Source organism: Bradyrhizobium sp. Pha-3, from assembly GCF_042258325.1.
GTDB classification, from domain to species: domain Bacteria; phylum Pseudomonadota; class Alphaproteobacteria; order Rhizobiales; family Xanthobacteraceae; genus Bradyrhizobium; species Bradyrhizobium elkanii.
Window position 1 is genome coordinate 4,408,721 of sequence record NZ_CP170151.1, and the last position, 23,876, is coordinate 4,432,596.

General features: G+C 65.5%; 18 protein-coding genes. 7 read left to right on the forward strand and 11 right to left on the reverse strand.

Annotation, left to right across the window (positions count from 1 at the left end):
• Positions 1-86: 86 nt before the first annotated feature.
• The 9 genes from ACE10X_RS20505 to ACE10X_RS20545 all read right to left on the reverse strand — a co-directional run bounded on the left by ACE10X_RS20505 (position 87) and on the right by ACE10X_RS20545 (position 9,454).
• Positions 87-1,181 carry a sensor histidine kinase gene (locus tag ACE10X_RS20505; protein WP_375764505.1) on the reverse strand — a complete coding sequence of 365 codons (1,095 nt, stop codon included), beginning with the start codon at positions 1,179-1,181 and terminating at the stop codon, positions 87-89.
• Positions 1,178-1,618: a response regulator gene (locus ACE10X_RS20510; protein WP_038388329.1), complete on the reverse strand. Its 441-nt coding sequence runs from the start codon at positions 1,616-1,618 to the stop codon at positions 1,178-1,180. The genes ACE10X_RS20505 and ACE10X_RS20510 overlap by 4 nt, the downstream gene beginning before the upstream one ends.
• Complete coding sequence (locus tag ACE10X_RS20515) at positions 1,615-3,144, reverse strand: CHASE3 domain-containing protein (RefSeq protein ID WP_375764506.1); 1,530 nt, start codon at positions 3,142-3,144, stop codon at positions 1,615-1,617. The genes ACE10X_RS20510 and ACE10X_RS20515 overlap by 4 nt, the downstream gene beginning before the upstream one ends.
• Before the next feature lie 99 nt (positions 3,145-3,243).
• Positions 3,244-4,602, reverse strand: coding sequence for an acetyl-CoA carboxylase biotin carboxylase subunit (gene accC, locus ACE10X_RS20520; RefSeq protein ID WP_028344933.1), 1,359 nt, complete (start codon positions 4,600-4,602; stop codon positions 3,244-3,246).
• Positions 4,603-4,626: 24 nt separating this feature from the next.
• Positions 4,627-5,118: an acetyl-CoA carboxylase biotin carboxyl carrier protein gene (gene accB / locus ACE10X_RS20525; RefSeq protein ID WP_375764507.1), complete on the reverse strand. Its 492-nt coding sequence runs from the start codon at positions 5,116-5,118 to the stop codon at positions 4,627-4,629.
• Positions 5,119-5,170: 52 nt separating this feature from the next.
• On the reverse strand, positions 5,171-5,644 hold the full coding sequence (gene aroQ, locus ACE10X_RS20530; protein WP_038388332.1) for a type II 3-dehydroquinate dehydratase: 474 nt from the start codon (positions 5,642-5,644) through the stop codon (positions 5,171-5,173).
• A 337-nt stretch (positions 5,645-5,981) separates the two neighbouring features.
• Entirely contained in the window at positions 5,982-6,800 is an 819-nt protein-coding gene (locus ACE10X_RS20535) for a DUF1236 domain-containing protein (protein WP_051003323.1), read from the reverse strand.
• A gap of 392 nt (positions 6,801-7,192) precedes the next feature.
• Positions 7,193-7,960, reverse strand: coding sequence for a DsbA family protein (locus ACE10X_RS20540; RefSeq protein WP_038388333.1), 768 nt, complete (start codon positions 7,958-7,960; stop codon positions 7,193-7,195).
• An 87-nt stretch (positions 7,961-8,047) separates the two neighbouring features.
• Positions 8,048-9,454, reverse strand: a complete 1,407-nt coding sequence (locus ACE10X_RS20545) for a M48 family metalloprotease (protein ID WP_038388334.1) — start codon at positions 9,452-9,454, stop codon at positions 8,048-8,050.
• A 227-nt stretch (positions 9,455-9,681) separates the two neighbouring features.
• Between ACE10X_RS20545 and ACE10X_RS20550 the strand changes: the two genes are divergently transcribed.
• Together ACE10X_RS20550 and ACE10X_RS20555 are read left to right on the forward strand one after the other, a co-directional pair.
• Positions 9,682-10,869 carry a pyridoxal phosphate-dependent aminotransferase gene (locus ACE10X_RS20550; RefSeq protein WP_375764508.1) on the forward strand — a complete coding sequence of 396 codons (1,188 nt, stop codon included), beginning with the start codon at positions 9,682-9,684 and terminating at the stop codon, positions 10,867-10,869.
• A 213-nt stretch (positions 10,870-11,082) separates the two neighbouring features.
• Positions 11,083-12,417: a dicarboxylate/amino acid:cation symporter gene (locus ACE10X_RS20555; RefSeq protein WP_038388337.1), complete on the forward strand. Its 1,335-nt coding sequence runs from the start codon at positions 11,083-11,085 to the stop codon at positions 12,415-12,417.
• Positions 12,418-12,427: 10 nt separating this feature from the next.
• On the opposite strand, the gene ACE10X_RS20560 is transcribed toward ACE10X_RS20555, so the two are convergent.
• Positions 12,428-13,660 carry an FAD-binding oxidoreductase gene (locus ACE10X_RS20560; RefSeq protein WP_304500075.1) on the reverse strand — a complete coding sequence of 411 codons (1,233 nt, stop codon included), beginning with the start codon at positions 13,658-13,660 and terminating at the stop codon, positions 12,428-12,430.
• Positions 13,661-13,766: 106 nt separating this feature from the next.
• Complete coding sequence (locus ACE10X_RS20565) at positions 13,767-16,250, reverse strand: ribonuclease E/G (RefSeq protein ID WP_304557913.1); 2,484 nt, start codon at positions 16,248-16,250, stop codon at positions 13,767-13,769.
• Positions 16,251-16,313: 63 nt separating this feature from the next.
• Between ACE10X_RS20565 and ACE10X_RS20570 the strand changes: the two genes are divergently transcribed.
• The 5 genes from ACE10X_RS20570 (at position 16,314) to ACE10X_RS20590 (ending at position 23,815) form a co-directional block, all read left to right on the forward strand.
• Entirely contained in the window at positions 16,314-17,039 is a 726-nt protein-coding gene (locus ACE10X_RS20570; protein WP_375764509.1) for a hypothetical protein, read from the forward strand.
• A gap of 615 nt (positions 17,040-17,654) precedes the next feature.
• Positions 17,655-18,965, forward strand: a complete 1,311-nt coding sequence (locus ACE10X_RS20575) for an N-acetylmuramoyl-L-alanine amidase (RefSeq protein ID WP_304555522.1) — start codon at positions 17,655-17,657, stop codon at positions 18,963-18,965.
• A gap of 237 nt (positions 18,966-19,202) precedes the next feature.
• Complete coding sequence (locus tag ACE10X_RS20580) at positions 19,203-21,704, forward strand: penicillin-binding protein 1A (RefSeq protein ID WP_304555521.1); 2,502 nt, start codon at positions 19,203-19,205, stop codon at positions 21,702-21,704.
• Positions 21,705-21,810: 106 nt separating this feature from the next.
• A protein-coding gene (prfB, locus tag ACE10X_RS20585) for a peptide chain release factor 2 (RefSeq protein WP_100213632.1) occupies positions 21,811-22,942 on the forward strand; the annotation gives its coding sequence in 2 pieces (ribosomal slippage) (positions 21,811-21,879 and positions 21,881-22,942; 1,131 coding nt in all).
• 3 nt (positions 22,943-22,945) lie between these two features.
• Complete coding sequence (locus tag ACE10X_RS20590; RefSeq protein WP_375764510.1) at positions 22,946-23,815, forward strand: NAD(P)-dependent oxidoreductase; 870 nt, start codon at positions 22,946-22,948, stop codon at positions 23,813-23,815.
• Positions 23,816-23,876 lie beyond the last annotated feature (61 nt).

Genomic DNA, 23,876 nt, shown 5'->3' on the forward strand with positions numbered 1-23,876 from the left:
CTCGGCGGACCGCGATCCATCAACAGCATGACGTAGCCGTTAAAGCGAACCAGACAAATCAATCGAATTTGCTGAAATTTGCGGCATTAGCTGGCGGCGGCGGCGCTGGTCGATTTGTCGAGCGCCGGGCTGACGCGGGCGAACCGCACCACGAAGCGGGTGCCCTTGTGGCCGGGGTCGCGCTCGACGCTGGCATCGAGCTTGGCGGCCATCGCGCTGACGATGCGCTGGCCCATGCCGGTGCCGCGCGGGTCGGCCGTGTCGGAAAAGCCGACCCCGTCGTCGCCGATCGCGAGCTGCAGATCGTCGCCTTGCGGCTTCAGCTCGACATGGATCGGGCCGGCGCCGTCGGGATAGGCGTACTTCACGGCGTTCATCACCAGCTCGTTGACGATGATGCCGATCGCGACCGCGCGGTCGGGATCGATCTCGATCGGGTCGGCCTTCAGGGTCAGCCGCGACATCTTGTTGCCTTCGGCCGATCGCCGGAGATCCTCGAGCAGTGCCTCGAGATACTGGTTGAGCATCACCGTCTTGAAGTCGTGCGAGGTGTAAAGACGGCGGTGCACCTGCGCGACGGCCGCGACGCGCCCCATCGCGTTGGTCAGCGCTGCCTTCACATCCTGCTGGGCCGCGGAGTTGGCCTGCAGATGCAGCAGCGAGGCGATGATTTGCAGCGAATTGCCGACGCGATGGTTGACCTCGCGGAGCAGAACCTCGCGCTCCGCGGCGAGCGCGGCATAGCGGTCGCGCGAGGCGTGCACCTCGGCCTCGGCCTCGTCGCGCGCCTTCTGCAGCGCGGCCTGCCGGACCGCGCCGTTCACCGCGACCAGGAGCAGGGGGATGAACTCGCCCCTGACGTCCTTGACCAGATAGTCCGCCGCGCCGGCCTTCAGCGCGGTAACGGCGATCGCCGAATCCTGCGACGCGGTGACGAACACGACTGGCGGGGCGTCCGGTATCTTGAGGATCTGCTCCAGCGTCTCCAGCCCGTCGAGGCCGGGCATATACTGATCGAGCGCGACGACGTCGATGCCGCCCTGGCCGAGCCGGTCGAGGCCTTCCTGGCCGCTTGCGGCGTGCACGACCTTGTAGCCCGCGCGCGTCAGCCCGCGTTCGACCAGGCGCGCCAGCGCCGCGTCGTCGTCGATGTAGAGCAGTGTCGGCGTTGCGTTGGTCATAAGGCAGCTGGCGGCACCTGAATCACGGAAAAGAACAGGCCAAGCTGGCGAATCGCATTGGCGAAGCTTTCGTAGTTCACCGGCTTGGTGATGTAGACGTTGCAACCGAGCTCGTAGCAACGCTTGATCTCCTGGGAGTCGTCGGTCGTGGTCAGCACGACCACCGGCGTCGACTTGAGATATTTGTTCTCCTTGACCCGCTTCAGAATATCGATGCCGGTCGTGTCGGGCAGATTGAGATCGAGCAGGATCAGCAGGGCTTGGCCCTTGCGCTCGATGGCGCTGCCATCCTTGCCGAACAGGTAGTTCACGGCCTCTGTACCGTTGGTGAACGGGATGATCTCATTGTTGACACCTGAACGCCGGATATTCCGCTCGATCAGGCGGGCATGGCCCTCGTCGTCCTCGATCATGATGATGGTGACTGGATCACTCATGTCACTTTGTCCCGATTCTTGCCTGACCAATTGATAGGCAGCGTGATCGTGAAGGTGCTGCCGTTGTGAAGTTCCGATGCTACCGACATGGTGCCGCCCAGTCTGCGCACAAGTGCGCGGACATGGGCAAGCCCGATGCCCTGACCGGGTTTGTCCTGGGTTCCGGCGCGACGGAACAAGTCGAAGATGCGCTGATGGTCCTTCGGATCGATGCCGCGGCCGTTGTCGGTGACTTCGAAGATCGCGAAGCCGAGCTTGGTGCGGCCCTCGATCGAAATCTCGCCGGGAACGCCGTTCCTGAGGTACTTGAGTGCATTGTCGATCAGATTGGAGAAGATCTGCTCCAGCGCGAGGCGGTCGCTGACGATATTGGGCAGCGCGCCGACCTCGACGGTCGCGTTGGCCTCGACGGCCTGGTGAGCCACCGTCTTGACGATGCCGTCGATCAGCTCGCGCAGATCGATGCGTTCGGGCTTGAACTCGCGGCGGCCCTCGCGGGTGAGATTGAGGATCGCACTGATCAGGCGGTCCATCTTGGCGATCGACGATTTGATGAAGCCGAGCGATTCGTTGAAATCGTCGGATAGCTGTTTGTCGGAGCCTTCAAGCTCGGGCTCGGTCACATCGGTCGCGTCTTCCGGCATCGCCGGCGCCAGCGACGCGGCGCGATTGAGCGTGGCGATCCGCTTGAAGATGTCGCCGCGCAGTTCCTCGAGCTCGCTGGTGAAGCCCATGATGTTGACCAGCGGCGAACGCAGATCGTGGCTGACGATATAGGCGAAGCGCTGGATTTCCTCGTTGGCCTCGCGCAGGTCGGAGGTGCGCTCGTCGACGATGGTTTCGAGATTGAGGTTGCTGTCGCGCAGGCTCGCCTCGGCCTCGTCGCGCGCCCGCGACGATCGCCGCAGCAGTACCACCGAGAGAGCGGCCAGCGCCAGCACCATGCAGGAGCCGGCGATCGTGACGGAAGAGGCCAGCACCTGGGTCCTGTCCGCAGTCGCGGTGCGTACCGCCAGCAGGCGATCCTCCTCGGCGCGCATGTCGCGGCCGATCCTGGCGATCGCCTCCAACGCATCGGTCGATGTGGTCTTGCGCAGGACGTCGATGCTGGTCGCCGTGTCGTCGTTCTTGACGCGCTCGATGCTGAGCGCGAACTCGGCCAGCCGTTGCTCGACGGCGGCCTTGAGCTTCGCGGCATTGGCGACCTGCGCCGGATTATCGACGGTCATCATCTGGAGATGGTTGAGCGCAGCCGGCACTCCGGCTGCCGCGGACTGGTACTCGGACAGGTATTGTGGTGCTGATGTCAGCAGATACGCCCTGGTCGCGCTTTCGGCGCGCCTGATGTCGAGCAGCAGATTGGCAACCTGGCTCTCGGTCTCGACGGTGTGAATCACCCAGGCGTTGTCTTCACGCGCCTTGTTGACCAGCACGACCGACGCCACGCTGACCGCGACCAGCACGAAAAATCCCGCCGAAAGCAGGAGGATCTGTAGCGTCGACCGGCGTCGTGAAACGACCGTCACGACGATCTCGCTATGGGAGTGGGATTCAACGCGTCCCCGTGGAAAGCCAATAATCCTATAGTACGTTTGAGGAAGGGCCGGGTTCCAGGGAGTTCCGAACTATTTTGCGGCGTCGGACGGCTGGCCGGCGAGGTACTGCTCCAGCCAGTGAATGTGGTAGTCGCCCTCGATGATGTCGGGTTCGCGCACCAGCGCGCGGAACAGCGGCAGCGTCGTCTCGATCCCGTCGACCACCATCTCGTCCAGCGCCCGGCGCAGCCGCATCAGGCATTCGCCGCGGGTCTTGCCGTGCACGATCAGCTTGCCGACCAGCGAGTCGTAATAGGGCGGGATCACATAGCCCTGATAGACGGCGGAATCGATCCGCACGCCGAGGCCGCCAGGCGGATGGAATTGCGTGATCCGTCCGGGCGAGGGACGGAAGGTCTGCGGGTTCTCCGCATTGATGCGGCACTCGATGGCGTGGCCGATGATCGCGATGTCGTCCTGCTTGGCCGGAAGGTCGCCGCCGGCGGCGATCCGGATCTGCTCCAGCACGAGATCGATATCGGTGATGCTTTCGGTGACGGGATGCTCGACCTGGATGCGCGTGTTCATTTCGATGAAATAGAACTCGCCGTCCTCGTAGAGGAATTCGATGGTGCCGACGCCGAGATATTTCATGTCCCGCATCGCCTTGGCGCAGGTCTCGCCGATCCTGGCGCGCGCCGCCGCCGCGAGCACGGGCGAGGGGCCTTCCTCCCAGACCTTCTGGTGACGGCGCTGCAGCGAGCAGTCGCGCTCGCCGAGATGGATGGCGCCGCCGCGGCCGTCGCCGAGAATCTGGATCTCGATGTGGCGCGGCTTCTGCAGGTATTTCTCCAGGTAGACCGAGGCGTCGCCGAATGCCGACTTGGCTTCGTTGGCCGCGGTCGAGAGCGCCAGCGCGAGGTCAGCCTCGGTGTGGGCGACCTTCATGCCGCGGCCGCCGCCGCCGGCCGCCGCCTTCACCAGCACCGGAAAGCCGATGTCCCTGCCGATCGCGAGCGCGTCGGCCTCCGAGGTCACCGCACCGTCCGAGCCGGGCACCACGGGAATGCCGAGGCGCTTGGCGGTCTTCTTGGCTTCGATCTTGTCACCCATCAGGCGGATGTGCTCGGCCTTCGGACCGATGAAACCCAGATTGTGGTCGGCGAGGATCTCGGCGAAGCGCGCGTTCTCGGACAGGAAGCCGTAACCCGGATGCACGGCGTCGGCGCCGGTGATCTCGCAGGCCGCGAGCAGCGCCGGCACGTTGAGATAGGAATCCTTCGACGGCGGCGGGCCGATGCACACGCTCTCGTCGGCGAGCCGCACATGCATGGCGTCGGCGTCGGCGGTGGAATGCACGGCGACGGTCGAGATGCCGAGCTCCTTGCAGGCGCGCAGCACGCGAAGCGCGATCTCGCCGCGATTGGCTATGAGGATCTTGTCGAACATCGCAGCGCCTGGTGTTGACGGAAGCTATTCAATGATGACGAGCGGCTCGCCGAATTCGACCGGCTGGCCGTCCTCGACGAGAATCTGCGTCACGGTGCCCGCGCGCGGCGACGGGATCTGGTTCATCGTCTTCATCGCCTCGATGATCAGAAGCGTCTGGCCGGCGGAGACCTTGGTGCCGATCTCAATGAACGGCTTGGCGCCCGGCTCGGGCGCCCAATACGCAGTGCCGACCATCGGCGAGGGCACGGCGCCCGGGTGCTTGGCGAGATCGGTCGCAGCCGTAGCCACCGGGACAGCCATTGCGGACGGTGCGGCAACGCTTGCCACGGTGGGCACCGAGGCCGCGATGCTGATGTTGCGCGCGACACGGACACGCAGGCCGGCACGCTCGATCTCGATCTCGGTCAGATTGGTTTCCGCGAGCAGCAGCGCGAGCTCGCGAATGAGGGCGCTGTCGTCGCTCTTGGGGTCGTTCTTTTTTGCGGCTGATTTGTCGTCTGGCTGGCGCGCCATGCTCTGTGATCCAAAATCTCTGTCTGGTGACGGGGAACGTCAGGATTGACGATTAAGTCTTTGGCTTGGCGTCGATCTTGACGCCGATCCTGGTGGCGAGGCCGATGAGGGCAAGCCGGTAGCCGTCGATGCCGAAGCCGCAAAGTGACGCGAAGGCGGCTTTAGCAGTGAACGAGTGGTGCCGGAAGCTTTCGCGGGCGTGGATGTTGCTGACATGAACTTCGACCGCGGGAATCTTGACCGCGACCAGTGCGTCATGCAGCGCGATCGAGGTATGAGAGTAGCCACCGGCGTTGATGATGATGCCGACCGCCTTCTTGGCATGGGCCTCATGGATGAAGTCGATCAACTCACCCTCGCGGTTGGACTGCCGGCAGTCGGCGGTCAACCCGAACTGGCGCGCGGTGTCCGCGCACAGCTTCTCGACATCGGCGAGGGTGGCATGCCCGTAGGTCTCCGGCTCGCGCGTCCCCAGCAGATTGAGGTTCGGGCCGTTCAGCACATAGATCGTTCCGGCAGCAGCCATTCCAGAGTTTCCTGCCAAGGGTTCCGGCCAAAGGTTCCGAGAGGGGATCCGACAAGGGGTGGAGTGGGCCGGGTTATAGGTAACAACCGGCCGAAGGGGAAGTCTTTAGGTGAAATCGGAACGTCTTCAACAACTTCCTCCACCCTGTTAGATGGCTGCCCTAACCTACGGAAAATGCTGATTAACCAAATCTTGCGGAAGCTGCCTTCGGCGGGCGCTCCGGCCCGCCATCCACCGGCCTGATGCCGGTTGCGGCCGAAAGCAAGACCCCGCCCGAAGGGGGCGGGGTCGAGGTGAAAGCGAAGGCCCGTCTTGGCTCCCTCGCACCGAGGCCGGTTTAGCCCTCGATGATGTAGACGATCTCATGGGTCTCAGGCTGCACGATCACGTAGCGGCCCTTGACCAGGATGAACTGATAGCCGCGCCACTGCGGGTAGATCGTCACGACCCGCTCCGGTACCGGGTAGAAGTGAATGTCGGCCGGAACGCGGGTGCCGACCGCCACGTTGAAGTTCACGTTGGTGGCTTCGGTCACGTGCTCCGACTTGATCGCGGTCGTGATCTGGCTGCGCTTCTCGGCCGGCGGAGCCGCGGTCGCCGACGTTGCCGCGTTACCGGTCGTCGTCTGCGTGCGGCTTGTGTCGTTGGTCTGCGCGCGGTTGGTGTCGGACGGGCTCTTGGTCTGAGCGTTCTGGTCGGTCGTGGCACCGCTACCGCTCTTGTCGCGGCTTTCGGCGTTCATCTTGCCGCTCTTGTCACGCTCCTCGGCTTTCATGTTGCCGCTCTTGTCGCGACCCTCGGCCTTCATGTCCTTCGAGCCCTCCTTGGAGCCCTTGGCCGCATCGTTCTCCGAGCTCATGCCCTTCGACTTTTGGGTACTGTCCTGCGCGCCCTTGGTGGCCGTGCCGGACTTCTCGGACTCAGCCCCCTTGGTGCTCGACTCACCCGTCGTCGAATGCTCGGAACCCTTCATGCCGCTCTTGTCATGCTGCATGGTGCCCGATGACGCGCCACCGGACGGTGCAGACTGCTGCGTGGTCGCACCACCACCAGCCCCGGTTTCCCTGTTGGCGCCGCCGGCGCCCTGTGCGTTCGCGAAACCGGTGCCGGCGATCAAAGCGGCTGCGGCGACCGAAATCAGAAAGCGGTTAGACATCGTAATTCCTCCTCGTTTTTCAGCATTGCCCGCGCCGACAACGGGAGAGCATGTGCGATGTTCCTGTTGATTTGCGGTTCCTTGCGGTTTGTTCTTTAGGTGAATGCGCGATGAACGCGCGAGATGAATGCGCGGCTGCTTCAACCGCGCATGCCCGGTCGAACTGGATGCTCGCAAGATCGACTGGCCGTTGCCGCCGCCGAGATTGAAGCTGCCGAAACGCTCCTCGAGCTCGAGATTAGGTCGCGCTGTATTTCGGCTTCCCGCGACTTCCGTTTTTGGTGACGGGCCTTGGTTGCGGCCCGCGCGGAATCGGTTCGGTGGCGGCAATAAAAAAATCCGGCTGCATGGCAGCCGGATTTTGCACGCGATGCGCGCTGTCGGAGCGGCGATCAGCAGGTCGCCTTGCCGCAGCGGGCAATGCCGATCTTTTCCTTGAGATTGTCGACGCCGACGGCGCCGATCACGACCTGCTTGCCGATCACGTAGCTCGGCGTGCCGTTCATGCCCATGGATTCGGCGAGGCGGAAGTTCTCCTCGATGGTCGCCTTCACTTCGGGGCTCGCCATGTCCTTCTCGATCTTCGCCATGTCGAGGCCGACCTCCTTGGCGACCGCCAGCGCGCGTGCCTTGTCGGCGGCGCCGCGGCCGCCGAGCAGCTTCTGGTGGAAATCGAGATACTTCTTGCCGGTCGGATCCTGCATGCGCACGGCGACCGCGACCTGCGCGGCCTCGACCGAGCCCTGGCTCAGCACCGGGAATTCCTTCAGCACGACCTTCAGCTTCGGATCCGCCTTCATCAAATCGAGCATATCGGACATCGCGCGCTTGCAGTAGCCGCAATTGTAATCGAAGAACTCGACGAAGGTGACGTCGCCGTCCTTGTTGCCGAGCATGACGCCGCGCGGCGAATTGAAGATGGTGTCGGCGTTCTTGGCGACGCTCTGCTCGTGCTTTTCGGCTTCGGCGGCGGCCTGCCGCTTGCTCAGCTCGTTCATCGCCTCCTCGAGCACCTCCGGGTGCGCGATCAAATAGTTGCGCACGATGGTCTCGATGTCGCCGCGCTGGGTGTCGGTGAAGCTCTGCGCGGACGCCGAAAGCGGCGCGGCGCAAACGCCGAGCGCGAGCAGGGCGGGGGCAAGAAAACGAAGCGCTGGCATGACAAAATCCTTGTTCGCGGTGGCCCAAAAAATCGGCGAGGCCGTGAGCCGGTTTCGGTGATCGTTGTATGGAACTACGGTTTATTTCTAGTTGTTTTTCTGACCCGGCATGGGCTTGGCGCTCACAATGTCGTCAGCTTTGACCCAGCCGGGCGTGCCGATCGCGAACCGCGTCTTGGCGCGTGACGCAAGGTCGCGGGCGGTCTTGGTGTCGCCGCGGAGATAGGCGGCCTGCGCCGAGGCGAGGTCGGCCTGGGCATAGTCGCCCTTGCGGCCATAGGCCATCGCGAGCTGGGTATAGCCGAGCGGTGCCTCGGGCTCGCGTGCCACCGCGGCGCGCAGCATGTTGATCGCCTCGTCGGTGTAGGCCTTGTTGTCGGAGGCGACCAGCGCCTGGCCGAGCAGCATCTCGATCAGCGGGGAATTGCTGGAGAGCTGCACCGCGCGGCGCAGCGGCGCGATGGCTTCGGCGGGCCGGCCGCCTTCGAGCAGCGCCTGGCCGCGCAATTCGTAGAAATAGGGATTGTTGGGCTGCATCTGGATCAAGCCGTCGATCTGCGCGATCGCCGAGCGCAGATCGCCGTGCAGATAGGTCGTGATCGCGCGTGCATAGCGTGCCGGCAGGCTGGTGTTGGACAGCGGATAGCGGCGGTAGACCGTGTCCTGCCGCTCCATGAAGCCCGAGATCTTGGCGCGCATCATGTCGTGGCGCAGCTGCAGCGCCGGATCGTCCTTCTTGTCCCAATAGGGGCTGGAGCGCGCCAGTTCCTGCAGCGCGGAGACGCGATCGACCGGCATCGGGTGCGACTGCAAGTAGGGGTCGGCGCCGCGCGCGGCGAACAGGCTCTCGTCGGTGAAGCGCTTGAACGTCTCGTACATGCCGCGGGCCGACTGTCCGGTCGCGTTCAGGAACTTGACGCCGGCGCGGTCGGCGTTCTCTTCCTGCTGGCGCTGATAGGACAACAGCGTGCGCTGAATGACCGCTTGCGGCGCCGAGATCGCCGCCGCGCCGGCGCTGGAGAGACCGTTTCCGCCGCCGCGGCCGCCCGCACCCGCGGCAAGCGCGCCGACGCCGAGCAGCATCGCGATGATCATCTGGGTCTGGGCCTGCGCCAGTTGCTCGCGCATCTTGGCGAGATGGCCGCCGGCGAGGTGGCCGGTCTCGTGCGCCAGCACGCCGATGATCTGGTTCGGCGTCTCCGATTGCAGCAGCGCACCGTAATTGACGAAGATGCGCCGGCCGTCGGCGACGAAGGCGTTGAACGAGCCGTCGTTGATGATCACGATCTGGATGTTCTGCTTCTCCAGACCGGCGGCGCGCAGGATCGGCCTTGTGTATTCGCGCAGCAGCTGCTCGGACTCGGTGTCGCGCAGCACCGGCGGGCCTTTTTGCTGGGCTCGCGCAGGGACGACGGGCCCGACCGCGAGCGCAACCGCAGTCATGAACGCGGTCAGCCTGAAGGTCCTGGTGCGAAGCGCGAGACGGAACAGCATGGGCGATCTATCGGCGATGACTGGCCGCGCCGGCAAAAATCCGGGGTCCGGGCCCGACCGGATTTGGCGCGTGGCGCAGTCTGTTGTTTTTGCAGTTCTTCTTCACGCGAACCGGGTATTCACTTGGCCTGAAAGCGTTATAAGGAGCCACCGAATGCGGCCAGTCTGGGGCGGCAGCCGGTAACGGGAACCCGAATTCGGCAGCGGCCGTGCAATAGCAGAAATCCATGCGTGAAGCGACACCGAGAGACCGTGCAAGCAGCCTGTTGACCGCGTCCGGACGGAGCGATGTTCCGCCGTTCATGGTGATGGATGTGATGGCGGCCGCCGCGCGAATCGAGGCCGCCGGCGGCCATGTCATCCATATGGAGGTGGGGCAGCCTGCCGCAGGCGCGCCGAAGCCGGCGATCGCGGCCGCGCAGGCCGCGCTTGCGGACGGGCGGATCGACTACACCTCGGCGCTCGGCATTCCCTCGCTGCGCGCGCGCATCGCCCGGCACTATCGCGACACGTATGGTTGCGCGGTCGACGCGGAGCGCATTATCGTCACCACCGGTTCGTCGGGTGGGTTCATCCTGGCGTTTCTTGCGATGTTCGAGCCGGGCGACCGCGTCGCCGTGACCGTGCCGGGCTATCCGCCGTACCGGCATATCCTGACCGCGCTGGGCTGCGAGCCGGTGCTGATCGAGACCTCCGGCGACACCCGCCATGCCCTGACCGGCGAGGCGCTGCTCGCCGCCCATCGCAAGGCGCCGCTGAAGGGCGTGCTGGTCGGCAGTCCCGCCAACCCGACCGGCACCATGATGTCGCGCGAGGCGCTGTCGAGCCTGATGGCGGCTGCCGACAGCGCAGGCATCCGCTTCATCTCCGACGAGATCTATCACGGGCTCGACTATGCATTTCCTGCGGTGACGGCCGCCGAGCTGTCGCCGAACGCGCTCGTGATCAACTCGTTCTCGAAGTACTTCTGCATGACCGGCTGGCGTGTCGGCTGGATGGTGGTTCCCGACGTGCTGGTGCGGCCGATCGAGCGGCTGCAGCAGAACCTCTCGATCTCGGTGCCGACCCTGTCGCAGATCGCGGCCGAAGCGGCGTTCGAAGGCCGCGAGGAGATGGAGGCGATCAAGCGCGGCTATCAGGAGAACCGTCGCATCCTGATCGAAGGGCTGCCGAAGGCCGGCCTGACCAAGTTCCTGCCCGCAGACGGCGCGTTCTACCTCTATGCCGAGGTCTCCGACTTCACCGCCGACAGCTTCGCCTTCGCCAGCGAGATGCTCGAGAAGGCGCATGTCGCGGCGACCCCCGGCGTCGATTTCGATCCGATCCACGGCCGCGCCTTCATCCGGTTTTCCTATGCACGCTCGGCCGCGGAGATGCAGGAAGCAGTTGCACGGATCGCGCATTGGCTTAAATAGCCCGCGAACTCCAAGGGGCCTTCAATAGCCTTCAAGAGCCTTCCGGAGTTCGCTTTGCCTTTCGGATCGGTTTCGCAGCGCAGCGCCGTGGTTTCGCCGGCGCTGTGGCAGGCGGATCGTCGCGGATAAGCGGCAGGGCCCACACAGTTCCATTTGACTTGAACCGCCAACTTGATCTTGGCTGTTTCCGCCATTTCTGAGGGGGAGTGACACATGGCAACGGCAACCGTTGTCACGGCTGCGCCGGCGAGCGCCGGCAGCAAGCCGTGGTATAAAGTTCTCTATGTCCAGGTCCTGATCGCGATCGTGCTCGGTGCACTGGTCGGCTGGTTGTGGCCGGGCCTTGCCACCAACGAGTGGATCAAGGCGCTCGGCGACGGCTTCATCAAGCTGATCAAGATGGTGATCGCGCCGATCATCTTCTGCACCGTGGTGTCGGGCATCGCCCATATACAAGATGCCAAGAAGGTCGGCCGCATCGGCGTCAAGGCGCTGGTGTATTTCGAGGTCGTCTCGACCTTCGCGCTGGTGATCGGATTGCTCGTCGGCAATCTGGTCAGGCCCGGCGCCGGCTTCGGCAATGCGGCGGCGAACGCGCAGGCGGTTGCCGGCTATGCCAAGCAGGCGGAGGCGCAGAAGAGCGTCGACTTCGTGCTGCACATCATTCCCGACACCGTGGTCGGCGCGTTCGCGCAGGGCGAGATCCTGCAGGTGCTGCTGTTCTCGGTGCTGTTCGGCTTCGCGATCATGGGCCTCGGCGAGCGCGGCCACACCATCCGCTCGTTCATCGACGACGCCGCGCATGCGGTGTTCGGCGTCATCTCGATCGTGATGCGGGCGGCGCCGATCGGCGCGTTCGGCGCGATGGCCTTCACCATCGGCAAGTTCGGCACCGGCGCGATCCTCAACCTGATGGGGCTGATCGCGACGTTCTATCTGACTGCCGCGCTGTTCGTGTTCGTGGTGCTCGGCACCATCGCGCGGATCGCCGGATTCTCGATCTTCAAGTTCCTGGCCTACATCAAGGATGAACTCCTGATCGTGCTCGGCACCTCGTCGTCCGAGAGCGCGCTGCCGTCATTGATGGAGAAGCTCGAACGGCTCGGCTGCTCGAAATCCGTGGTCGGCCTCGTGGTGCCCACGGGCTATTCGTTCAACCTCGACGGCACCAACATCTACATGACGCTGGCGACCCTGTTCATCGCGCAGGCGCTGGGCTTCGATCTCACCTTCAGCCAGCAGATCACGATCCTGATCGTGGCGATGCTGACCTCGAAGGGTGCCTCCGGCATCACCGGTGCGGGCTTCATCACCTTGGCGGCGACGCTTGCGGTGGTCGATCCGCGGCTGGTGCCGGGCATGGCGATCGTGCTCGGCATCGACAAGTTCATGAGCGAGTGCCGCGCGCTGACCAATCTGTGCGGCAACGGCGTCGCCTGCGTGATCGTCGCCTGGTGGGAGGGTGAGCTCGATCGCGACAAGCTCAACGCCAATCTCGCCCGGCAGATCGACCCGACCGACATGGAGACCGCGTTGACGACGGATTAATTCTCCTTCGTCAGAACCGGTCCAGCCGATACGGCGAGGTGTCCACGGAGGATGCCTCGCCGTTCATCGTTTCGGCCAGCACGCGCGCGGTCGCGGGGCCGAGCGTGAAGCCCTGATGGCCGTGACCGAAATTGACCCACAGTCCGCGATGGCGCGGCACCGGCCCGAGCACCGGCAGCATGTCGGTCGTGCAGGGGCGGGTGCCGAACCACGGCTCGGGCTCGACGCGGCTGCCGATCTCGATCAGCTCGCGCGCCGCCGCTTCGGCGTAGCCGAGCTGGATCGGCGTCGCCGGTGCGTCGGGACTGGTCAGCTCCGCGCCGGTGGTGATGCGGATGCCCTTGGCCATCGGCGCCATCGCATATCCATTTGCGGTGTCGACCAGCGGCAGGTCGAGCGAGCGGCCGCCCTGGTAATGCATGTGGTAGCCGCGCTTGCGCACCAGCGGGATCCGGTAGCCGAACTTGCGCAGCAATTGCGGTGACCACGGGCCGAGCGTGACCACGACATGGGCGGCATCGATCCGGCCGCCACTGGTGTCGACCGACCAGCCGGACGTCGTCTCCGTCAGCGTCTGCGCATCGCCGCGCAGCAGCGTGCCGCCGAGACGCTCGAACAGTCCGGCATAGGCGGAAACAAGCCCGCCGGGGTCCGACACGGTCCAGGGCCCAAGCCAATGAATGGCGCCGGGCAGGTCGTCGCGCAGCAGCGGCTCCGCCTTGGCGAGCTCGCGGCCATCGAGCACGCGAAACGTCACGCCGAAATCGCGCTGGTTCTCTTCGGCGACAGCGATCGCCTGCTCCAGCGCGGCCGGGTCGCGATGCAGCAGGCGATAGCCGGCGCGGCGGATCAGATTGTCGGCATGGGCGTCGCGGATCAGCGTGTCGTGCTCGGCGGTGGCGTAGGCGATCAGGCGCGCCCAGGCGAGGGTGGCTTCGCGGTGCCGCTCGGGCGTCGAGTTCCACCAGTAGCGCAGCAGCGGGCCGGCGTGCTGCGGCAGCGACGCCAGGCGATAGCGCACATCGTTGGTGCGCCCCATCGCGATCCTGGCGAGCGTGGCGGGATCGCGCGGCATCGGGTAGGGCCGCACCGCCTCGCTCTGAATGATGCCGGCATTGCCGTAACTGGTCTCGCGGCCCGGTTCCTTGCGGTCGACGAGCGTCACCGACCAGCCGCGACGCTGCAGATGCAGCGCCGTGCTGACGCCCACCATGCCGCCGCCAAGAACGATCGCGCTTTGCATTGGGATCCGTCTCCGTCAGGCTCCATTACGCCGGCGTCTGACGAACGGATTGCCTGTTCAATAAAAACGCCCGGCGTGAACCGGGCGTTTTGACTTGCAGGTGGCGCTAGTTGCCGCCGCCGAAGCGGCGCGACCACCAACCCTTGCGGGCCGGAGCCTCGGCCGCAGCGGCCGGTGCCGGCTCTGGAGCAGCCGCGGCCGGCTCAGGGGCAGCTTCCTCGGCCGGGCTCTGAACCAGCGCCGCTGATGCCTCGGGCAGGGGGCTCGACGCGAAGTTGACCTTTTCTCGCACCGTCGAGCGGCGGCGCTGCGCGCGGTCGCCTTCGGCAGCTGTGTCCTCGGCGGCAGAGGCCGCGGCAGTTTCGGGCTCGGGTGCCGCGACCGGCTCAACGGGTACGACTTCGGTCGGCCGCCACTCCGGCGGCTCGGCGACCAGCTCGGGCTGCGCCAGCGAGGGAGCCGGCTCCGCATCATGGCTATCGAAATCGGCGACTGCGTCGGAGGCCTCCGACGTCGCCGCCGGGCTCAACTCATCGGAGATCGATCCGGCGAGACCGTCGTCCGGTCCGCCGCTGCCGCGCCGGCGGCGGCCGCCGCGACGTCCGCGGCGCCGCGGACGGCGATCGCCATTGCCGGCCTGGTCGTCGCGGGCAGCGCCCTGCTGCTCGTCGCCTTCGTCCTCATCGCCTTCGGCATCGGCGGCGGCAACCGCCTCGGTGCCTTCGGGCAGGACATGCATGAGATCGCCGTCCTCGCGCGGCTGCTGGGCGCCTTCACGCGCCTCGCTGCCGCCGCGGCCGCGACGCCGGCGGCGCCGCTTGCGGCGCTGACCGTCGCCTTCGCCCTCGGCGGAGCCTGCTTCGTCACCGGCCACCCGCTCGTCGGCGAGGCCCTCGGTCTCGTCGGTCTCGATCTCGGCCTCATATTCGAACAGTTCTTCCTCGTCATCGGCCTCTTCGGCCTGGGCCGGCGCAGCGGCAGCCTGCGCAGCCAGCAGCGCCTTGGCGGCTTCGAGCGTATGCACCTGCTCGCCGCGGTCGATGATGTAGGACTGCTGGCCGTGCACCGTGGCGTCCGCGACGATCGACAGAGAAACCCGGAAGGAGTCTTCGAGATCGCGCAGATGGCCGCGCTTGTGGTTGAGCACGTACAGCGCGACGTCGGTACGGGTGCGGACCACCAGATTGTGGGTCGCGCCCTTCATCAGGATTTCCTCGATGCCGCGCAGCAGCTGCAGCGCCACCGACGAGACCGAGCGGACGTGACCGCTTCCGCCGCATTGCGGGCAGGGCTCCGTCGAGCTTTCGAGCACGCTGGCGCGGATGCGCTGGCGCGACATTTCCAGCAGGCCGAAATGCGAGATGCGGCCGACCTGGATCCGCGCACGGTCCTGGCGCAGGCAGTCGGACAGCTTGCGCTCGACCGCGCGGTTGTTGCGCTTCTCGTCCATGTCGATGAAGTCGATGACGATCAGGCCGGCGAGGTCACGCAGGCGCAATTGGCGCGCGACTTCTTCCGCCGCTTCCAGATTGGTCTTGAGCGCGGTGTCCTCGATATGATGCTCGCGCGTGGCGCGGCCGGAGTTGACGTCGATCGAGACCAGCGCCTCGGTCTGGTTGATCACGATGTAGCCGCCGGAGCGCAACTGCACGGTCGGCGAGAACATCGCGTCGAGCTGGCTTTCGACGCCCATGCGCGAGAACAGCGGCTGGCCGTCGCGATATTGCTTCACCGCCCGCACATTGGCCGGCATCAGCATCTTCATGAAGTCGCGCGCTTCACGGTAGCCGGCTTCGCCCGCCACCTGGATCTCGTCGATCTCCTTGTTGTAGAGGTCGCGCAGCGAGCGCTTGATCAGCGAGCCTTCCTCGTAGACCAGCGTCGGTGCCTGCGACTTCAGCGTCAGGTCGCGCACCGTTTCCCACATCCGGATCAGGTATTCGAAGTCGCGCTTGATCTCCGGCTTGCTGCGGGAGGCGCCAGCGGTACGCAGGATGATTCCCATGCCCTCGGGCACATCGAGATCCTGCACCACTTCCTTCAGCCGCGAACGGTCCTGGGCGGAGGTGATCTTGCGGCTGATGCCGCCGCCGCGCGCGGTGTTGGGCATCAGCACGGCGTAGCGGCCGGCGAGCGACAGATAGGTGGTCAGCGCGGCGCCCTTGTTGCCGCGCTCTTCCTTGACGACCTGCACCAGCATCACCTGCCGGCGCTTGATCACTTCCTGGATCTTGTACTGGCGGCGCGGACGGAACGGGCGTTCCGGAACCTCCTCGAGCACGTCGTCGCCGCCTACCGACTCGACGACGTCCTCTTCCTCGCCTTCCTCGCCGTCATCCTCTTCGTCATCTTCGCCGGCCTCGTCGCCGGGCCCGGTCTCGGGCGCGACCACCTCGGCGAGCGCGCCATATTCGGCGACCGCGTGTTCATCGGCGGCGGCGTGAACGTCGTCGGAAGCCACATGCGGCGCGTCGTCGGCATGCGCGGCGTTTTCCTCGATCTGCTCCTCATGGACCCGCTCGGGCTCATGATTGACCTCGATCGCCTCGACGGTCTCGGGCGCGGCTGACGCAGCGGAGGCTTCGACCACCGCAACGACGGGGTCGGACGGGGCGTCGGCAGCCGCCGCCTCGCTCACTTCGGAGGCGTGGTCGTGATCATGCGCATGATCGTGATCGTGGTGGTCGTCGTGACCATGATCGTGGTGGCCATGATCGTCGTGGTCATGATCATGGTCCTCGTGATGCGCATGATCATGCGCCTCATGCTCGTGGCCTTCGTGGGCGACCACGCCGTGATCGTGGTGTCCGGCATCATGTTCATGATGCTCGGCATCGACCGGATGTTCGTGAGCCTCGATGGTGGGCAACGCCTGCGTGTCGTTCGCACCCTCGATCACCTCGCTCTGGACGCGCTCGCCATGGCCGCGGCGACGGGCATTGCGATGGCGCGACCGGCGGCGATGGCCGCGGTTCTCGTGCTCTTCCTCGGCCTCGCGGTGGGCGCGCTCGTCGGCTTCGATCAGCGCCTGACGGTCGGCGACCGGGATCTGGTAATAGTCGGGATGGATTTCGCTGAAGGCCAGGAAGCCGTGCCGGTTGCCGCCATACTCGATGAAGGCGGCCTGCAGCGACGGCTCTACGCGCGTAACCTTGGCGAGATAAATGTTGCCGCGCAGCTGTTTGCGCTGGGCGGTCTCGAAATCAAACTCTTCGACGCGATTGCCACGGACCACAACGACCCGGGTCTCTTCCGGGTGGGTGGCATCGATCAACATCTTGTTGGGCATTTTGGAGCTCTTGACGGCGGCGGGCGCGGATCATGGCGCGCGCAAACTGCGCCGCCCGGTGACGCGACGGTCCACCTGATTCGGGGGTGAGGGGAAGGCCGAAACGCATCTCGCGGCGCAGCGCCGGACGGGAACTCACCGGGATGATGCGACGGGCGAAGTTTTCACCTCGCGTCAGCGCGATCATTCGGGGGATCCTGGTCGGCAATACAGTCTGGCGCATTAAGCGTCGGCCCGTCTAAACATGTTGGCGGCGAAAAATACCGCCGTATCTTTTGCTGAAAGCCCCGCCTGGCGCCGAAGCGCCCGTCGGCCATCGCATATCGAGGCCCCAAGGGACCGGATAATCGGTTATGCCATGTCTCAAACCGTCCCTCTGGCGAGGGAGTGTGCCTGGGACCGGACGCCGCTCGGGCTTGAATCCGCCACTCCGTGTCAGCCGCGCGCGGCGCTGGCTGGGGAGGGACCGGAAAAACACGGCGGGATCTTCGATCTGGAAGGTTCCACCGCTGCACCGGGAGGCTGAACGCGACACAACCGGGAGTACTAGCCGTCAGCACCCCGTACATACGTGGATTGACCGCCGCGTGCAAGGGAAGCGTCACGCCGCCGCAACACTCGGTTCTTTTCGCTGGCGCGTCATTAGGGGGCGATTAACCGTGTGGTTCTAATGCGGTAAGAAGCAGCTGGGAGGCTACGAATCGGGTGGCGAACCGCGCAAAACACCTTGTTTTTCTGGGATGCGGGCTATTGTGCGCCGCAACATCGGTGTTTGCCATTGCCGGCGCCCCGAGCGCCGCCGAGGGACCGCAGAACGGCCCGCCTGCGCCGGCCGCGAGCGCCCCGAATTTCCCGGTCGCATCCGGCGCCAGGCTCGCCGGCGACGCCAAGCAGACCCGATTCATCCTCGATCTCGATCGCAAGATCGAATTTCGCGCCTTCCCGCTGGCCGACCCCTACCGCGTCGTGGTCGATATCCCGCAGGTCGATTTCCAGCTCGCGGCCGGCACCGGCTCGGCGGGGCGGGGCTTGGTGAAGGCGTTCCGCTATGGCCTCGTGATGCCCGGCGGCTCGCGGATCGTGTTCGACCTGACCGGACCGGTGAAGATCGCCAATTCCTACGTGCTCGACGCCGCCAACGGCCAGCCGCCGCGGCTGGTGCTGGACTTCGAGGAGGTCGACCGCACCAGCTTCGTGCAGTCGCTGGCGCCCGCGAGCCGGCCCGAATCGAAACCGGCGATTTCCGAATCCACCACGGCGACCATTCCGGCCGTCACCTCAGCGGCGCTGCCGCCGGTCGCGGTCACCGACGCGCGCCCGCTGATCGTGATCGATCCCGGTCACGGCGGCATCGACAACGGCACGCAATCCGGCGACCAGACCGAGAAGAACCTGGTGCTGGGCTTTGGCCTTGCCCTGCGCGACCGGATCGAGAAGTCGGGCAAGTATCGGGTGGTCATGACGAGGTCCGACGACACCTTCATCCCGCTCAACGACCGGGTGAAGATCGCGCGCTCCCAGTCGGCGGCGCTGTTCGTCTCGATCCACGCCGACGCCCTGCCGCGCCGCGAGGGCGATGCCCAGGGCGCCACGATCTACACGGTGTCGGACAAGGCCTCCGACGCTGAGGCCGAACGGCTGGCGGAGGCCGAAAACAAGGCCGACGCCATCGCCGGCGTGAACCTGACCGACGAGCCGACCGAGGTCGCCGACATCCTGATCGACCTCGCGCAGCGTGAAACCAAGACGTTCTCCAATCGCTTCGCCCGTCTTCTGATGGACGAGATGAAGACCACGGTGCGGATGCACAAGCATCCGCTCAAATCGGCCGGCTTCCGGGTGCTGAAGGCGCCCGACGTGCCGTCCGTGCTGGTCGAGATCGGCTACGTCTCCAACAAGGGGGACCTCGAGCACCTGGTCTCGGAGAGCTGGCGGAACAAGGCGGTCGGCTCGATGGTCCAGGCGATCGACACGTTCTTCGCCAAACGGCTGGCAACTGCCGGGTCGGCAAAGTGAAATCGGCCCGCTGAAAAGCCGTGGCCGTTGCGCCGAAGCCCTAGTTTGGCCACAGCGGCGACGGTATAGACAATGGACCGCAGGTCCGCAGAATCGACCATATTGTCCGGCGGCTCTTGTATATTCGCGTGCGCAAGGTGGCTCGCTGGGCCCAAGCTTCGTTGTGTGAGGCTTTCGCACTTTTGGACAGGCGCTTCTGACGACTGAGCGCCGGAGGGTAGGAACGGAACGTCGATAATGCGCCTGCTCGTGCGGTTTATGGGTTTCTTGTTCGCCGCCGGAACCGTCGTGTTCCTGGTCGGTGTCGCCGCCGTCGCTGGCGCCATCTGGCATTTCTCCAAGGATCTGCCCGACTACTCGCAGCTGCAGGACTACGAGCCGCCGGTGATGACCCGCGTGCACGCCGCCGACGGCGCGCTGCTTGGCGAATACTCCAAGGAGCGCCGGCTCTATCTGCCGATCCAGGCGGTGCCGAAACTCGTGATCAACGCCTTCCTCGCCGCCGAAGACAAGAATTTCTACGAGCACGGCGGCATCGACTATCAGGGCATGGCGCGCGCAGCGATCCTTTATGCGCAGAACTACGGCTCGAACCGCCGCCCGCAGGGTGCCTCGACCATCACCCAGCAGGTCGCGAAAAACTTCCTGCTCACCAACGAGGTCTCGTTCAGCCGCAAGATCAAGGAAGCGTTGCTGGCGATGCGCATCGAGCGCGCTTATTCCAAGGACCGCATCCTCGAGCTCTATCTGAACGAAATCTATCTCGGCCTCGGTGCCTACGGCATCGCGGCGGCGTCGCTGGTCTATTTTGACAAGTCGGTCAACGAGCTGACGATCGCTGAGGCGTCCTATCTCGCCGCGCTGCCGAAAGCGCCGGCGGCGCTGCATCCGGTTCGCAATCGCGACCGCGCGATCGAGCGCCGCAACTATGTGATCGACCGTCTGCTGGAGAACGGCTGGATCAAGCAGGCGGACGCCGATAAAGCGCGCAAGGACCCGCTCAACGTCACCAGCCGCTCGAACGGCGCGCACATCTTCGCCGGCGAATATTTCGCCGAGGAAGTCCGCCGCGACATCTTCGAGCGTTACGGCGAAAAGAAGCTCTACGAGGGCGGTCTGTCGGTTCGCACCACGCTCGATCCCAAGATCCAGGTGATGGCGCGCAAGACCATGGTCGCGGGTCTCGTCAATTACGACGAGGCGCAGGGTTGGCGCGGGGCGCTGCACAAGCTCGACATTTCCGGTGACTGGGGCGTCAAGCTCGCCGACGTGAAATCGCTGTCCGACATCTCGCCGTGGCGGATGGCCGTCGTGCTCGAGACCAGCGATCAGTCGGCGCGGATCGGCTTCCAGCCGGGCCGCGAGCTCGGCGGCGCGGTCAGCAAGGAACGGCAGACCGGCATCATCACGATGGACGGCGTGCGCTGGGCCAAGACCAAGGGCAAGGCGCCGAGTGCGGTTTCGCAGGTGCTGCAGCCGGGTGACGTGATCTACGCCGACCCGCTGGTGACCAAGGAAGGCAACGCGGTCGAAGGCCAGTATCGCCTGCGGCAATTGCCTGAAGTCTCCGGCGCTATGGTGGCGATGGATCCGTGGACCGGCCGCGTGCTCGCGATGGTCGGCGGCTTCTCGTTCGACCAGAGCCAGTTCAACCGCGCGACGCAGGCCTACCGGCAGCCGGGTTCGTCGTTCAAGCCGATCGTGTACTCGTCGGCGCTGGACAATGGCTATACGCCGTCGACCACCGTGATCGACGCGCCGATCGAGATCGATCAAGGGCAGGGCGCCGGCGTGTGGCGTCCGGAAAACTACTCGACCGGCAAATATTACGGCCCGACCACGCTGCGCAATGCGCTGCAGCGCTCGCTCAACACCGTGACGGTGCGGCTCGCGCAGGATATCGGCATGCCGCTGGTCGGCGAATACGCCAAGCGCTTCGGCGTCTATGACGAATTGCCGAACTATCTGTCGTATGCGCTGGGTGCCGGCGAAACGACCGTGATGCGCATGGTCACGGCCTATTCGATGTTCGCCAATGGCGGCCGCCGGGTGAAGCCGACGCTGATCGATCGCATCCAGGATCGCTACGGTCATACCATCTTCAAGCACGACACCCGCGAATGCCGCGGCTGCGACGCACCCGGGGGCTGGAAGAGCCAGCCTGAGCCGCAGCTCGTCGACCGCCGCGAGCAGGTGCTCGACCCGATGACCGCCTACCAGATCACCGAGATGATGGAAGGCGTGGTCCAGCGCGGCACCGCGACCGTCGTGAAGGAAGTCGGCAAGCCGATCGCCGGCAAGACCGGCACCACCAACGACGAGAAGGACGTCTGGTTCGTCGGCTTCTCGCCCGATCTCGCAGTCGGCGTCTACATGGGCTACGACAAGCCGCGCAATCTCGGCCGCGCCGCCACCGGCGGCCACGTCGCCGCGCCAATCGCGCGCGACTTCCTCAAGCTTGCGCTCGCCGACAAGCCGCCGACGCCGTTCAAGGTTCCGGCCGGCATCAAGCTGATCCGCGTCGACGCCAAGACCGGCATGCGCGCCGGTCCCGGCGACGGCGGCAACACCATCCTCGAAGCCTTCAAGCCGGGCACCGCGCCGCCGGAGAACTATTCGGTCATCGGCGTCGCCGATGCCGATGGGCGCGGCCCTGCGTCTGGCCCGCAGCCGTCGCAGAATGGCGCGCAGCCGGATGGCGGCTTCTTCATGCGTCCGGGAACCGGGGGGCTCTACTAGCGGCCGATCCGGCCAAATCGCCGGGATAGTGCGGCCAAGCCGATTGCGCTTTGCCGCGCCGGTCGCTACATCCCCCGGAACCTTTTTAGCCAACACCTGAAAGACCATGCGCGCGGAAATCGAACGCCTTGTTGAAGAGATCAAGCAGTCAGTCGGGCTGCTGAGGAGGCATCTTTGACGTCGAACAATCGACGGCACGCCTCGCTGAGCTGAACAAGCTCGCAGAAGACTCCAATCTCTGGAACGATCCCCAGAAGGCCCAGCGGCTGATGCAGGAGCGTACCTCACTGGAGGATGCGCTTTCGGGCATCGGCAAGGTCGAGCGCGAGCTCGAGGACAATATCGGCATGATCGAGCTCGGCGAGGCCGAGAACGATGAGGGCGTGGTCACTGAGGCCGAGAAGGCGCTCAAGGACCTCAAGAAGGAGGTCGCCCGGCGCGAGCTGGAGGCGCTGCTGTCGGGCGAGGCCGACAAGTTCGATTCCTATCTCGAGGTCCATGCCGGCGCCGGCGGCACCGAGAGCCAGGACTGGGCGCAGATGCTGCTGCGCATGTACACGCGCTGGGCGGAGAAGCACGGCTTCAAGATCGAGTTCCTCGAAGAGTCCCAGGGTGAAGAGGCCGGCATCAAGTCCGCCACCATCCAGATCAGTGGCCACAATGCCTATGGCTGGTTGAAGACCGAGGCCGGCGTGCATCGCCTGGTGCGCATCTCGCCGTTCGATTCCAACGCGCGGCGGCACACCTCGTTCTCGTCGGTGCAGATCTTCCCCGTGATCGACGACAGCATCAAGATCGAGATCAAGGAATCGGATGTTCGCACCGACACCATGCGGTCGGGCGGCGCCGGCGGTCAGCACGTCAACAAGACCGAGTCGGCGGTGCGCCTGACGCACATCCCGACCGGCATCGCGGTGGTCTGCCAGGCCGGCCGCTCCCAGCACAAGAACCGGGCGCAGGCCTGGGACATGCTGCGCGCGCGGCTCTACGAGATCGAGCTGAAGAAGCGCGAGGAGCAGGCCGCTGCCGATCAGGCCGCCAAGACCGATATCGGCTGGGGTCATCAGATCCGCTCCTACGTGTTGCAGCCCTATCAGATGGTGAAGGACCTGCGCACCGGTGTGCAGACCTCCGACACGTCGGGGGTGCTCGATGGCGACCTCGATGAATTCATGGCGGCGACCTTGGCGCAGCGTGCCTTCGGCACCGGGCCCGGCTCCGTCGAGGATGTGGATTAGCCCATGCCGCGCGTCGCTTTCATCGGATTGGGACGCATGGGCCACGGCATGGCCGGCCGTTACCTCGATGCCGGCTTCACGGTCGCGGTGTGGAACCGGAGTAAAGCCAAGGCCGCGGACCTGATCGCCCGCGGCGCGCTGTGGGCGACCTCGCCGGAGGATGCCGCGATCGACGCCGATGCTGTCGTGACCATGGTCGCCGACGACGAGGCTTCGCGCGCGGTCTGGCTGACCAAGGACGGCGCCGCCGCCAACATGAAGGCCGGTACCCTCGCGATCGAATGCTCCACGGTCTCGTACCAGCACACGCTCGAGATGGCGCGCGAGCTCAACAGCCGCAGCTTGATCTACATCGATTGTCCGGTCACCGGCCTGCCGGAGGCGGCGGCCGCCGGCAAGCTGACGCTGCTGGTGGGCGCTGATCCGGCCGATCTCGAACGCGCGCAGCCTTATCTCGCGCCGATCGGCAGCACGATCCGGCACTTCGGCCCGGTCGGCACCGGCACGGTGTTCAAGCTGATCAACAACCTGATCGGCGCGGTGCAGATCGCAAGCCTCGCCGAGGGCGTGGCGATCGCCGAGCAGGCGGGCCTCGACATGCAATTGGTGGCCGAGGCGCTGGCGACCGGCGCTGTGGCAAGCCCGCAGGTGATCCGCCACAGCAAGCGGATGATCGACCGCAACTTCTCCGGCGCGTCGTTCACCGCGGGGCTGCGCCACAAGGATGCCGACTACGCCGTGCGGCTCGCCGAGACCTTGCTGCCCGGCGTGCCCGTCAGCCGCGCCGCGCTCGCCGCCTACGACAAGGCGAAGGCCCATGCGCCCGACGCCGACGAGGGCCAGATGATCGAGATCGTGTCGCGGCCGAAATAGGCGGGGCCGCCATTCGCGGAAATCGGGTGGAATATTCGCGGCGCCGCGCTAGTCACCTGTC